Here is a 13,831-nt window from a genome sequence, read left to right as displayed (position 1 = left end):
ACCTTTATTTTAAAATCAGAATAATAATGTTACATACGTTACTTATACTATTATAACATCTCTCTATTCTATAATTATTAACGATTTAATTTTTCACCATATGCTTCACTAACTTCTTCAATACTTCCTTGGGAAATTATCTTTCCTTTTTCAAGTAATATTGCTTTATTACATAAATCCTGTACTTGCTTTAAATTATGAGATACAAATAATACGGTAACTCCCTTATCGAACATCGATTTTATTTTAGCTTCGCTCTTTTTCTTGAACTTTTCATCACCTACAGAAAGAACTTCATCTAGAATAAGTATTTCTGGTTCAACTACCGTTGCTATTGAGAATCCTAATCTTGATCTCATACCAGAGGAATAATTCTTAACTGGAACATCAATAAAATCTTTTAATTCTGAAAATTCTACGATTTCATCATATTTTTCATTAATAAATTCTTTGGAATAACCAAGCATGGCACCATATAAATAAATATTTTCTGCACCAGTATATTGTTTATCAAATCCAGCACCAAGTTCAAGAAGCGGTACAATCTTTCCTTGTGTTGTTACTTTACCCTGAGTTGGTTTTAATACACCTGCGATTACTTTTAATAATGTACTTTTACCTGCTCCATTAAATCCTAAGATTCCTAAACGATCACCTTTTTGTAATTCAAAAGATACATTCTGTAATGCCCAAAACTCTTGGAAATTAAGCTCACGCTTTATTAATTTTATTACATAATCTTTTAGATCATCAACTTTCTCAGAACTTAAGTTAAATCTCATGCTTACATCTTCTACCTTTAACACGGTCTTGCTCATGTTAATCCTCCTACTACTCACTTATATATTAAGTATAAATTCATCCTGTTTCTTATAAAATACATATATACCAAGAACTAATGATACTATTGCTACTAAAAAGGAATATGCTAAATAAAACTTTTCAATTGGTCTTCCATATACAGCATCTCGGAAATTAACTATTACTGCATATAATGGATTATATCGGAATACCCAAGCATTTTTTGATCCTTTTATCAATTTATCAACATCATAAAAGATAGCAGATGCATACATAATCATCATTAGTACAACACTCCATAAGTATTCTAAATCCCTAAAGAATACAGCATACGCTGCTAATAACAATCCAAATCCGAAAGACATAATTAGGATGATTACTAGTGGGAATATACTAGCTAAAATATACTTTGTTGGCCATAGCCTAAAAATGGCACATGTTCCAACTAATACAATCAGCGATATCAAGAATGTGATATAGTTTGACAAAACTGATGATAACGGATAAATATATTTTGGAACATATACTTTCTTAATCATTGATCCATTTGTACGAATCGACTTTACACAAGCTTTTGTTGAATTTGCAAAGAACGTATACAATAATCTTCCTGTTAAAATATATACTGCGAAGTTATCCTCATTTGATTTTAGTTGTGAAAATACTACATATAAAACTATTGTCGTTAATATTGGTTCTAATAAAGTCCATAAGATTCCTAGAACTGACTTTCTATACTTTAATTTAATATCTTTCTTTACTAATTCTACTAATAAGAATCGATATTTCATGAAATTTTTAATTACTCTATTCAATGTAAAATCCACCTTATATTTTTATAATTTAATATGTTAATTTTTTTCTGTAATAGCTACCTATTATAGCACCATTCCTATAACAAGTCAATTTATCATGTATTTACATATCACCTCTTCTTTTCTTATTCTAAACTTATATCTAACTATAACTTTTACCATAACCCCATTTACAACTTCTTACATCTACAGTCAAATCATAAGTCCGCTCTGATTATAACAAATTCGTGCGTAAAATGATAGCTATAAATTAATTTTGACTAAATTTTATGAATTTAAACGCGAGTTATCATGTATACACTGAATGAATCGATCTCACAAAAAAATAAGGTAATTACATTACCTTATTTTTTTGCTTAATTTATTCTTTAATTTTGGTCAAGACGATTCAACGCACTAAATATAGCTCTGAATGATGCTCTTGTAATATTAGAACTGATACCAACACCAAAGGTTGCTTTTCCTGTTTCTAAGTCTAACAATTGAATATAAGCGGCTGCTTGAGCATTGGAACCTTCTCCTAAGGCATGTTCTGAATAATCCAATATTTTTGTGTTAATTCCAAGTTTCTTACGAAGTGCATTCTTAACACCATCAATTGGACCATTACCAAGTGCTTCAGCAATTCTTTCAATTCCGTGGTCTGTAAATGTTAAAATAGCTTTTGTATCATATTCTTCATCCGTATCAGATAAATCCTCGATTTTACATTTTACAAAATGTAATGGTTCCTTACGGTTAAGATACTCTTCTCTGAATTTTTCCATAATTGTTTCTGGAGATACTTCTCCTTGTTGTTCAGAAATTTTCTGAATAACATCAGCAAATTCTTTATGCATTCCTTTCGGAAGCTTAAATCCAAAGTAAGTATCCATGACAAAAGCTACTCCACCCTTACCAGACTGACTATTAATACGAACAATTGGTTCATACTCTCGACCTACATCTGATGGATTTATTGGTAGATATGGTACTTCCCAGTATGTTTGATTTCTTTCCTTCATTGCTTTAACACCTTTATTGATAGCATCCTGATGAGAGCCTGAAAAAGCAGTAAAGACAAGCTTTCCAGCATATGGGTGTCTAATGTGTACAGGTATCTTATTGCATCTCTCATAGACATCAATAATCTCTTTCACATTCTCTAAATGAAGTTCTGGATTAATCCCCTGTGAAAACATATTATATGCAATGTTTAAAATATCAACATTTCCAGTTCTTTCTCCATTACCAAATAACGTTCCTTCAATTCGATCTGCCCCAGCTAACAATGCTAATTCAGCTGCTGCAACAGCCGTTCCTCTATCATTATGAGGATGAACACTAAGAATAACAGCTTCTCTATTTTTAAAATTGCGATGCATCCATTCAATTTGATCCGCATAAACATTTGGAGTAGTCATTTCCACGGTTGCTGGTAGATTAAATATTACTTTCTTATCTTTAGAAGCACCCCAAGTATCCGAGACTGCCTCACAAACTTCTAATGCATATTCCAGTTCCGTACCTGTAAAACTTTCAGGCGAATATTCTAAGATTACTTCTCCATCATAATCTTTCATATATTTCTTAACTAATTCGGTACCTTCAATTGCAATCTTTTTAACCTCTTCTTGATTCATGTTAAAGACTACATCTCTTTGCAATGTTGACGTTGAATTATATATATGAACAATTGCTTTCTTTACTCCTTGTAAAGCTTCAAATGTACGTTCAATTAAGTGCTCTCTACATTGCACTAATACTTGAATAATCACGTCATCAGGTATTAATTTACGATCGACTAACTGTCTTAAAAAATCATACTCAATCTGAGATGCAGAAGGAAACCCTACTTCAATTTCTTTAAACCCTAATTTTACCAACAGATTGAAGAACTCTATCTTTTCCTCAACTACCATCGGTTCTATGAGTGCTTGATTACCATCTCTTAAATCTACACTACACCAGATAGGAGCTCCTTTTATCTCATTATTCGGCCATTGTCTATCTGATAAATTAACTACAGGTACTCTCTTATATCTTTCATACTTTAACATAATTAATCCTCCTAATTTTAGATACTATTCTCAAACGTTTCAATTAACATAGCTTTTTTCTAAAACTTTGGAGTCGATAAATCACGCTATATTTTTTGATGATAAATAGTTTAGCTTTATCTATTCTAGCCCCATCCTAATCATTCCTTTACTATATAGTTTGAAACAATAAAGCATCTAATACAAGCCCTATTGTTTCTATCTATTCAAATCACTTTAATGATTTGATGCTTTATTTTACTAAATTATATCATTCAAAACTTACCTTGACAATACCAAATTTATTATAAATCGATTATATTTTTTCACCGAGTCCTGTTTCTATTACATGTACTAATCTTTCTAGTGCTTCCTCTTCGTCTTCTCCTTCGCAGAACAATTCAATTTCATCTCCATGCTTAACAGAAGCCCCTAAAACACTTATTACACTTTTTGCATTTGCTGTACAATCATTTATCTTAAAACTAATTCTTGATTTATAATTCATAGCCTCGTGACACAATATTCCAGCAGGTCTAAGATGTAACCCAATAATATTATTAACAATCACCTTACGACTAACCATATCTTTCCCTCCTTATTTTTTGTGTAATTTCATTGTAACATATTTTCAACACCATGACTTATCTAATTTAATTATTGCTTGATGTATTACTTTTACTCTCATTATTACTATTATCGCTTTCTATATTTGAATCACTTGCACTTGGTGTCTCCTGTTGATTCAAATCATTTCCATCACTTTTATCCTTACTTGATTCTGATGATTGTGTTGGTGATGGAGATGGCGATGGCGTATCCTCTATATTAGTATCTGACGTACTATCATTTTTGTTATCACTTGATGAACTTGTTTTATCTTCATCTACCAATTGTATTTTAACCATGATCTTAGATAATATCACAATATTATCTGGAGCATTAAATTTTACTTCAACAGTGTAAGTTCCTTTTTTTAAGCCTTTTAGATCAATATAAGGATTTAATTTGGATATTACAAGATTGTCTAAATCTTTACTTACACCTTGTACTCTTAGCGATAACATACCTTTTTTTATATAACTAAATGACATATTAGAAGGAATATTTCTTACTTCTAAATCATTCACATTCAAAGAAATACTCTTCTTAACTAATTTATCTATTGTAATGTTTACCATAGCAGTTTGTTTATCACCTGCAATTTTTATTCCATCAGGCAGGTAATCTTCTAAATTAACTTCCTCTTCTATGTTTTCACTCGCTTTAGAAATATCAAGCTTAATTGCTAAGTATTTCATATCATCTAGATATTTTTGTTTTCCTGCAATTGTTATTTTCTTTGGCTCATAATCAATGCTAATATATTTATAACCATTGGCAGGCTTACCTGACACATTAATTAACAGAGGGATTGTTTTAGTCTCTAATAAATCAGCTGTAACCTTAACAGCATTAGAGCTAAATTTCAAATTACTTGAATCAATCTGATATCCATTTCTATCATATACTTTTGGTTCAAGATATTCATCAATCTTACCAGATGCATTAGATACATCTAATGTTACCCTTACCTCTTCAATACTACTAATTTTGGACTTTGCTCCTGATACTTTGATGAGATTTGGTTTTACTCGTATTGTACCAACAGAATAACCATCTTGAACTTCACCTTTTTGTTCAACTGTTACCTGAAATTGCTTCTTTGCGACATCTTCCAACGATACTCGGAGTGTATCAACTCTTCCAAGTGATAATTCAATTGCTCCATCAATTTGTTTGGTAATATATGCTCGAATAGGTACAGCATTTACTTTTGACAGTTTGCTAAGATCCGCTTCTGCCTTTATATCAGCTGTTGTAAGAGAATCAATTACACTCTTCTTACCCTTTATCGTTACATTTACTACATCGCCTTCTTTTACTTCATAGACCTGGTTCAATGAATTTATGGAATCCTCATTTATAATGTCAACAGGAATACCTGGGAAAGTCCTAGTAATAACTGGATCATCAATGTTTATAATAACAATCCAACATACCAAAGCTATAGCGAAAGATAGAATTTTCATTCCTAAATTTTTAGTCAACTTTTCTTTCATTCTTTAGCAGTCCTTTCCATAATTTAATTTTCTTTGTATCTGTTTGCTTATTTTGTAAATTTATTAATTTTTGTTTTAAATATTCGGCGTCTACTCTTCGAATTAATTGTCCACCAATCGCAATAGATACATCACCTGTTTCTTCTGAAACTATAATTGTGACACTATCACTCACTTCACTAATACCAACTGCAGCTCTATGTCTTGTACCTAGTTCTTTACTTAACATCATATTATCTGATAATGGTAAGTAACAGGTAGCTGATACAATTCTATTATTTCTTAATAGTACAGCTCCATCATGAAGTGGAGTATTATGTTCAAATATATTAATCAATAATTGGCTAGTTATTACAGAATCTATATTGATACCTGTTCTTTCATACTCATTTAACAATATATCTTGCTCCATAACCATAAGAGCACCTGTCTTAGTTTTTGCCAATTCATAAGTTGCCTTTACAATCTCATTCACTGTTTTATCTGAAAATCTTTCATTCTTTTCTTTTTGATCTTCAAATGGAATGATATTCATGACAAGATTTCTTCTACCTAGCTGTTCTAATGCTTTTCTTAATTCAGGTTGGAATACGATGATAACTGCAATAATTCCAACGTTAATTGTTTTTGAAAAAATCCAAAGTATTACTGTAAAGTTAAAAATGGATGCGATTAAACAGAAAATAAGTAAAACTAAAATACCTTTAAACAGCATCCATGCTCTAGTATTCTTTACCCATTTAATTACCTCATAAATTAAAAAAGCTAAGATTATAATCTCTACTATATCCATGACTGTAATTCTAGGTAACCTTATCCACTTGAGATAATTCTCTATAAAACTTCTTATTGTCTCCATATATACCGCACCCTTATTAATTCGTTTCTTAGTTTTCCATGTGACCTATAAAGTTAGCTATTGTTATCAATTATTCCTCGTTGTCAAAATCATCATTTCTGTAATCATCATCTTCATACTCTTTATCTGTACGATTTTCTACTTGATCTGCATATCTATTTGTTTTACTTGCATGAATTACTTCATCTAATTTTTCAGTATCACCAATTGCAGATCTTCTATTAATTCGTTTTATATTCTTTTCAGGTACTGTAACATTAATCTTTGGAACTGCTTTAACGTAGTAATAATAATCATCATCCTCAAATTGTACTTTTTCGATAGCAGTATAATCAAGGGTAAGACGAAAGAATTGAAAGATATAAACTATGATTGTTGAGAATATTGTTCCTAGAATCATCTCTACTATCTTATCTGAAACATCAAGCATTAGATCACCAATTAAAAATCCTAATACATTTACCGTAAGTCCTGTAATAATTGCAATGTCAAATATGTGATCGAATTCTAATTTACTTACTAAATAAACAGCAATGATTACTATTGCAAATACAACAATTGAGAGCAGCATCTGTTTATTATTCATTAAAGAATTAACTACTAAAGTATACAACTGTAGCGTATCATCAATTCCAATATTATTCGAAGTTATGGCAGTATTTTTAATGACTAATACAAAATAATAGACAATAACCCCACAACTTGCAGGAATAATTGAAACTGGTGTACATACCAATCCAAGAATAATTGGAACGACATATGGAATTTTTAATATAAAAAGAACAGGAACTGCTAATACTATTAATCCTAAGTTTGGCGTAAAACGTAAAAATAAAAAGTATAAAATAAATAATAAAAGTATTGTAATAATGGATAATACTTTTGACAAGAAATATATATGCCCAATCATTAGAATTGCTGCTAATAAAACAATAATAGATACTGGCAAGAATGCACTTACTAAAGATAATAGAACAACAACTACTAACTTATCTAATCTCTCATCAAATCCTATTGTTTGATTAATACATGAAAATATAATAAAGGCCATTAAAAACTTAGCTATTGGATTAATATACATTTCGGACTTTTGATAAAGACTCTTTAGTCTTTCTCTTAACACCAATAAATTCATCATTTTGTAAATCCTCCTACTTTTGTTCTGACTCTTCTTGTTTATATAATTTTCTAAGAAGCTTTAGATTCTTATAGTAAACTACGAGTCTTTTCTTTGCTGAATCATATTGTATGGAATACGCAATGATAGAAACAATCATATAAACAGCCAATAATATAATGTATATTCCTATTACATAAGTTCCAATTGCTTTATAGTCTAGTGTTACAGCCTTACTAATAATATACTCAGCTTTATATGCTACGATCATTAATAAAATTAAAAGATATCCTATTGTAACGCTTACTATAGTCTTAAGAGCATGAAATCTAACGTAATCTGTTCTATAATATTTACCTAACTTTATATCTTTTTTTCCCTCATTTTTCTCATACATAGCAAGTTTCGTCATCACATGTATCTTATTGTTATTTAACATTGATTCACCTCAATACTTTTTTGTTTATAGAAATAAATTTATTTTTATGATAACTACCTAAAAATATTCATTTTTTCATGTATATCCCATTATCGTTATTACGAATCCTATTATATCATAAAGGTTTATTATTTTCGATAAAATTTCAACAATTTTAATAATTCTTAATATCCGTAAAATATTTTATTCATTTATTAACGGAATTTTATCAGCAACCTAAATAATTCTAATATGGAAAATAGAACATTGCCATTGTTATATTAATATATTTTTTGTAGTATTGTGTAATGTTTTGAATTATTTTATTAAATTAAGTAGACGAATTCTTATTTTTATTATATTATTTGGATGTTTGAATAAAAATGTTAAGAAAATATAAAGAGGTGATCATGATGGAAAAGTTGTTTTTTAAAAATTGGAAGATAAGAACTAAGCTACTTGTATCTTTTACTACATTAATACTTTTATTTCTTATTGTAATAATACAATCAAATACTACTTTAAACGATATCAGTAATAAAAAGATTCCATTATTAACTGCAAATGATAATGTGAATGAATCAATGCTTTTGATGAGAAAACAAGAGAAAGACTTTCTATTAAGAGAACGTCAAAACGAAACATTCTTCAAAGAAGGTAAGAGTGAGTACATCGATAACTTCAATAAAAGCTATAGTACTCTAAAGTCAAATGTATCAATACTTTTAAAAAGTAACGATATAAAAAACAAGAAAGAATTAGTTCATGATTTAAACAAAATACTGATAGAGTCAAAAATCTATCATGACACTTTCCTTCAAGTTGTAGACAAAACCAAAGAACGTGGTTTTAAGGATTATGGCATTGAAGGTGAACTTAGAACTGCTATTCATTCTATTGAGAACAGTATCACAAACAAAGATCATATTATCTTAATGTTAGAAGCAAGGCGTTCAGAAAAAGATTATTTTTTAAGACATGATCTACAATATGTAGATAAAGTAAATACTATTATCACTAGTTTTAAAAAATCGCTTAGTTCTTCAAAGAACGAGAATGAAATCAAACTACTTGATGAATATGATAACAAGTTCAACGCTATTGTTACGATTGAAAAAGAAATTGGCTTAACTGAAGCTGATGGCCTTAACGGCAAATATCGTGATGCAATACATAAACTAGAACCTTTGATTCAAGATATTCATACAAATATAATGAAAATGACACGTAACCATACAAATTCAATGCTTAAAATGATGGTTATCGTATCCTTTATTGAAATTGTAATTGCATTCATGTTTGCATTAATTATTTCAAAGCTGATCACTAACCCAATTATTGCGGTGAACTCTATGTTACAGGATATCGCTGAAGGAGAAGGTGATCTAACAAGACAACTTCAATCAAACACAAAGGATGAAGTTGGAACTTTATCAAAATGGTTTAACAAGTTTACAGGAAATATTAAGCACATAATTGGTCTCGTGCAAACACACTCTAATACAATTGCAATATCTTCTAACGAGTTAGCAAAAGCTACAGAACATGCTAATTCGAAGATTGAAAGTATAGCATCTGAAATGTCTACCATTACGGATGGATTACAAAATAGTGCGAGTATTATAGAAGAAGCTACTGCAAGTATTGATGAATTGGCAAATGGTGCACTGTTAGTTTGTGAAGAATCTATGATTGCTACAGACAATAGCAAAGAAGTCTTAAATGCTGCTAATTATGGTGCTACAAAACTTAAGGACGTTGCAAATGCAATGGGTTATATTGAACATTCTTCTGAAAAAACATATGACATGATGAAAGAACTTAAGGAATCATCAATAAAAATAAATGAAATAGCTAATTTGATTACTGCAATCTCTGGGCAAACGAATCTCTTATCATTGAATGCAAATATCGAAGCTGCTAGGGCAGGTGAACATGGTAAAGGATTTGCTGTTGTTGCACAAGAAGTAAAACAATTAGCTGAGCAAAGTAAGCAATCCGCTGATGATATTACCGTTTTAATAAAAAGCATTGAAGATAAAATTGAAGCTACTTATCTTTCTATAGAAAAAGAAAAGCAGCTTGTTGTTCAGGGTGTTGAAAAAGTTAACGAAACCGATATTGAATTTAAAAATATACTTCAACTAATAGAAAAAACAGTCACAAGAATAGCTGTAATATCTGAAGCGTCCAATCATCAATCTTTGATTGCGAAGGAAATGGCAACTGCCATGTCAGATATTTCAAATACAACGCAAGAAAGCGCTTCCTCTTCTCAATCCATTAATTTAAGCATTCAAGATCAAGTCAGCGCTTTCGAAGAAATCGGAGCTAGTATTGATGAATTAAGTAACATCGCAGCACAACTACAAGATCAAACCAATCGTTTTAAAACGAAAAGCTAATAAATAAAAAACTCAATGTGAGATAAAAAAGTTCCATTTCAGAATTTTTTATCTACATTGAGTTTTTTCTTTCTAATCGTAATTAGGTTACATTGATTAGTTACATTGGAAATAGAATAACAGCGCCTATACATAAAGCGATGATACGTATAAAGTACATTGGAACGGTGAATATCCAGAAATCTGGAAGTTTGTATTTACCCATACCCATGATCAAAGCAGGCATACCATCAATTGGCATGTATCCTCCGTTCCATCCTGATACAACCACAGCTGCTGCTGCTGCAGTCGGATTAAGACCCATACTAATAAATGCAGCAATTGCAATAGGTGCAAAGATGTAAACGGAACCCATGTTAGATCCAGTGAAAGTTGCGCTGGTACTAGTTAACAATGCAAATACTAAGATGATAATAAAAGGATTAACGTTGCTTCCTAGGGCATGCGCCATGCTATCACCAACCATAGCTGTGAATCCAGAATTAGCAAGAGCGTCAGCTACACCGATAACACCAGCCATCATTAGGATTACTGGAGCACCCATATTGTCACGAACTTCTTTGAAGTCAAGCCCACCAATCATAAGTACGAAGGAAGCTGCCAAACCAGGAATTACAAAGGCTGCATTACCAATCTGGTTCATGAACATCATACCGACAACACTAATCGCGAAAGCAGCGATAATACTGTACTCCTTCCAAGCTGGCATCATCTTAGCCTCAGTTTCATGCATTGCCTTACTTTCCTCAGAAGCATCAGCAATTGGATGATCTGGTAAGAAGCGATAAGAGATCAAACACCATGCAAGGAATGCTAGAGACATTACTAGATTCATCAGTGAGAATTTTGCCATGGAAATCTTATCTGTGAAACCAGCAGTTTCAAGTACCGTAATAGTAATACCAAAGTGAAGTGCTACATTGATAGGAATCAATGGGTGGTTAGTTGCAAATCCTAATGGCATCATAAGTTTTGATGTAGGAAGCTTTTTACTATATGGAATAGTTGATACCAATGATAGGATCAACACATAGTAACCTGTTGCTCCACTACCAACTAGACTGGCACCAAGCATAGCAACTATAATTAGAAGGGCATAACTTTTGTATCCTCCCTTATTAACTAAGGTAACCATGGATGTCTGTATTTTAAGAATAAGACTGGTTTTCTGGAGAGCTGCCATAACCACCATGAAGCCGGCGATCATGATAACGCTTGGGTTAACGAAGCCTGCGAAGGCCTCTTGAACAGTGGATAGTCCTGTAACTACTAGCAATAAGCAGGCAAGTAGTGGTGGTGCTCCGAATGGAAGTTTGTCTGACATGATGAGTGCAATCATTAGAATCAAGATGCCAAGAGCAAGAATCATTTCTGTAGTCATATTGTATTTCTCCTCTCTTTTTTACCAATAGGAATTTGTATATTGTTTGTCCTATTATTCTTCAAATTCATTTGATGATAACTATACTTAAAGGCTAGGCTATATATGTATTGTGTTATAGAATAAGTCAACATACCTAAATATCAAGTGATATAAATACATATTCTATAAGATTAGCCTTTTAAATAGTCTTTTATAAATTATCTTAGCTTGAAATATGAATAAAAATAAAAAATCGTGTTGAATGAGCTTAAATCAGTAGTTTGATTACTGCCTTACGATAGTGTGTGGGCTGTCCAATATGACGACAGGCCTTGTGTCCATCTTCTGGCCAACAGATATAACAGGTACCAGGTTGAAGCGTCATGCTACATCCTTCACCGTTATACATGGCTTTATCCTTCTCAGGATCGTAAGGAACACTAGGTTGCAACATAGAAATATCATTCCACACTACAGACTCATTTCCCTCTAAGAGCACTTGTACATCCAGATAGCGTCTATGTGCCTCATAGTCACCTTCGTTAACTTCCTTGGTAATCCCCTCTTGTAACATCATATAGCCACCAGGAAAGTCAAACTGTGCTGGGGCAGGAACGTTTTTGTGCTCAGCCAAGCATACAAGCGCATCTTCAAGATGTGGTAGCCAGGCACAATCACTTTTTAATTGTTCCAGTCTTTGTATCAGCATTGTCTTTTCCTCCTTTCGCCTATTTCAGGCAAAGTATTTTCTTACCTACTACTTAAGAGTCATTATAAATACTGCAAATCCCCTAAGTAGCTAGGTTTATTCCCATAAGTAACGTTGATATTAACGTAATGTTAGTTTAATTTATAACTTATTTCTGTCCAGCGGCCATATGAATGGCGTAATCAATAGCATTTACAAGGCTAAGCTCATTACTGATACCCTTACCAGCCAAACCAAATGCTGTACCATGATCTACACTGGTGCGGATAATTGGAAGCCCTAGAGTTATATTGACCCCTTCTACAGCTTTCCACCCTTGTTTCTCGCGGTCATACACAAAACCAACTGTTTTTAGTGGAATGTGACCCTGATCATGATACATACACACCACTATGTCATACCATCCTCCTAACGCTTCGGAAAAGACGCTATCTGGTGGAATTGGACCAACAGTATTGATTCCCAGTTCTTTAGCTGCTTCAATGGCAGGCTTAATCTCTTCAATCTCCTCTGTTCCAAATAGACCATTCTCTCCACAATGAGGATTAAGGCCAGCTACAGCCACTTTTGGATTCTCAATCCCCATATCTTTACATGCCTTATAAGCAATTTCAATTACCTCAAGTACTCGTGCTTTCTTAACGCGGTCGCAGGCCTCACGCAGAGAGACATGAGTAGAAACATGAACAACTCGTAGATCGTGATGAGCAAGCATCATAGTATATTTCTTTGTGCCTGTATAGGTTGCATAGATCTCAGTGTGTCCATCAAAGTGAGTATGTCCATCAGAAAGATTTCCTTTATAGTGTTCTAGTGCCATATTTAAAGCTTCTTTATTCAAGGCATTCGTGCAGGTAGCGTCAACCTCGCCAGCCATTGCTAGCTCAATAACCTTTTTCACACATTGGAAAGCTGCATTTCCACCTTCAATACTTACTTTTCCTATCTCGAAGCGACTAACATCCTCGATTAAAGGCAAATGCAATACATCTACTGTACCAGGAATGAACTTGGCATCGGACACTTTCTCACAACGATTAATCTTAATATCTGGTCGATTTACAAAGTGAGTAGCCTGCTCTAGTATATTGGCATCACCCACTACTAGAGGATTACAGCGCTCATACATATCAAAATGTGCTAATGCTTTGATTGTGATCTCTGGTCCATTACCAGCTGGATCACCCATGGTGATTCCCACAATAGGTTTTTTATTCATGATTG

The 13,831-nt window shown here is 32.2% G+C and carries 12 protein-coding genes; 1 reads left to right on the top strand and 11 read right to left on the bottom strand.

The window, feature by feature from the left end; genetic code table 11:
* Positions 1–77: 77 nt before the first annotated feature.
* From bsdtb5_RS05560 to bsdtb5_RS05525, 8 genes are all read right to left on the bottom strand, one after another.
* A complete protein-coding gene (locus tag bsdtb5_RS05560) occupies positions 78–818 on the bottom strand; it encodes an ABC transporter ATP-binding protein (RefSeq protein ID WP_271715044.1) in 741 nt (246 codons plus the stop codon).
* A gap of 21 nt (positions 819–839) precedes the next feature.
* Positions 840–1,616, bottom strand: coding sequence for an ABC transporter permease (locus tag bsdtb5_RS05555; protein WP_271715043.1), 777 nt, complete (start codon positions 1,614–1,616; stop codon positions 840–842).
* A gap of 368 nt (positions 1,617–1,984) precedes the next feature.
* The gene (gene leuA / locus bsdtb5_RS05550; protein WP_271715042.1) at positions 1,985–3,655 is read right to left on the bottom strand and encodes a 2-isopropylmalate synthase; all 1,671 of its coding nucleotides are present in this window, start codon (positions 3,653–3,655) and stop codon (positions 1,985–1,987) included.
* A 295-nt stretch (positions 3,656–3,950) separates the two neighbouring features.
* Complete coding sequence (locus tag bsdtb5_RS05545) at positions 3,951–4,220, bottom strand: HPr family phosphocarrier protein (protein WP_271715041.1); 270 nt, start codon at positions 4,218–4,220, stop codon at positions 3,951–3,953.
* Positions 4,221–4,287: 67 nt separating this feature from the next.
* On the bottom strand, positions 4,288–5,736 hold the full coding sequence (locus bsdtb5_RS05540; RefSeq protein WP_271715040.1) for a CdaR family protein: 1,449 nt from the start codon (positions 5,734–5,736) through the stop codon (positions 4,288–4,290).
* A complete protein-coding gene (gene cdaA / locus bsdtb5_RS05535; RefSeq protein ID WP_271715039.1) occupies positions 5,717–6,595 on the bottom strand; it encodes a diadenylate cyclase CdaA in 879 nt (292 codons plus the stop codon). Before cdaA ends, bsdtb5_RS05540 begins: the two co-directional genes overlap by 20 nt.
* 70 nt (positions 6,596–6,665) lie before the next feature.
* Entirely contained in the window at positions 6,666–7,733 is a 1,068-nt protein-coding gene (locus tag bsdtb5_RS05530) for a hypothetical protein (protein ID WP_271715038.1), read from the bottom strand.
* A gap of 13 nt (positions 7,734–7,746) precedes the next feature.
* A complete protein-coding gene (locus tag bsdtb5_RS05525; RefSeq protein WP_271715037.1) occupies positions 7,747–8,151 on the bottom strand; it encodes a hypothetical protein in 405 nt (134 codons plus the stop codon).
* A gap of 389 nt (positions 8,152–8,540) precedes the next feature.
* Here bsdtb5_RS05525 and bsdtb5_RS05520 point away from each other — a divergent pair, with 389 nt between their 5' ends.
* A complete protein-coding gene (locus bsdtb5_RS05520; protein WP_271715036.1) occupies positions 8,541–10,535 on the top strand; it encodes a methyl-accepting chemotaxis protein in 1,995 nt (664 codons plus the stop codon).
* 100 nt (positions 10,536–10,635) lie between these two features.
* On the opposite strand, the gene bsdtb5_RS05515 is transcribed toward bsdtb5_RS05520, so the two are convergent.
* From bsdtb5_RS05515 to pdxA, 3 genes are all read right to left on the bottom strand, one after another.
* Positions 10,636–11,916, bottom strand: coding sequence for an SLC13 family permease (locus tag bsdtb5_RS05515; RefSeq protein WP_271715035.1), 1,281 nt, complete (start codon positions 11,914–11,916; stop codon positions 10,636–10,638).
* Positions 11,917–12,166: 250 nt separating this feature from the next.
* Positions 12,167–12,607 carry a YhcH/YjgK/YiaL family protein gene (locus bsdtb5_RS05510; RefSeq protein WP_271715034.1) on the bottom strand — a complete coding sequence of 147 codons (441 nt, stop codon included), beginning with the start codon at positions 12,605–12,607 and terminating at the stop codon, positions 12,167–12,169.
* 148 nt (positions 12,608–12,755) lie between these two features.
* Complete coding sequence (gene pdxA / locus bsdtb5_RS05505; protein WP_271715033.1) at positions 12,756–13,826, bottom strand: 4-hydroxythreonine-4-phosphate dehydrogenase PdxA; 1,071 nt, start codon at positions 13,824–13,826, stop codon at positions 12,756–12,758.
* Positions 13,827–13,831 lie beyond the last annotated feature (5 nt).

The organism is Anaeromicropila herbilytica (assembly GCF_016591975.1).
Lineage (GTDB): Bacteria > Bacillota > Clostridia > Lachnospirales > Lachnospiraceae > Anaeromicropila > Anaeromicropila herbilytica.
The sequence above is the reverse complement of the archived record's forward strand: the minus strand, read 5'-3'. Positions and strand labels throughout refer to the sequence as shown.

Excerpts from the sequence above, each read along its gene's own strand:
- bsdtb5_RS05560 (WP_271715044.1), bottom strand. The coding sequence starts at position 818 with ATGAGCAAGACCGTGTTAAAGGTAGAAGATGTAAGCATGAGATTTAAC.
- leuA (WP_271715042.1), bottom strand. The coding sequence starts at position 3,655 with ATGTTAAAGTATGAAAGATATAAGAGAGTACCTGTAGTTAATTTATCA.
- bsdtb5_RS05545 (WP_271715041.1), bottom strand. The coding sequence starts at position 4,220 with ATGGTTAGTCGTAAGGTGATTGTTAATAATATTATTGGGTTACATCTT.
- bsdtb5_RS05540 (WP_271715040.1), bottom strand. The coding sequence starts at position 5,736 with ATGAAAGAAAAGTTGACTAAAAATTTAGGAATGAAAATTCTATCTTTC.
- cdaA (WP_271715039.1), bottom strand. The coding sequence starts at position 6,595 with ATGGAGACAATAAGAAGTTTTATAGAGAATTATCTCAAGTGGATAAGG.
- bsdtb5_RS05530 (WP_271715038.1), bottom strand. The coding sequence starts at position 7,733 with ATGATGAATTTATTGGTGTTAAGAGAAAGACTAAAGAGTCTTTATCAA.
- bsdtb5_RS05525 (WP_271715037.1), bottom strand. The coding sequence starts at position 8,151 with ATGTTAAATAACAATAAGATACATGTGATGACGAAACTTGCTATGTAT.
- bsdtb5_RS05520 (WP_271715036.1), top strand. The coding sequence starts at position 8,541 with ATGATGGAAAAGTTGTTTTTTAAAAATTGGAAGATAAGAACTAAGCTA.
- bsdtb5_RS05515 (WP_271715035.1), bottom strand. The coding sequence starts at position 11,916 with ATGACTACAGAAATGATTCTTGCTCTTGGCATCTTGATTCTAATGATT.
- bsdtb5_RS05510 (WP_271715034.1), bottom strand. The coding sequence starts at position 12,607 with ATGCTGATACAAAGACTGGAACAATTAAAAAGTGATTGTGCCTGGCTA.
- pdxA (WP_271715033.1), bottom strand. The coding sequence starts at position 13,826 with ATGAATAAAAAACCTATTGTGGGAATCACCATGGGTGATCCAGCTGGT.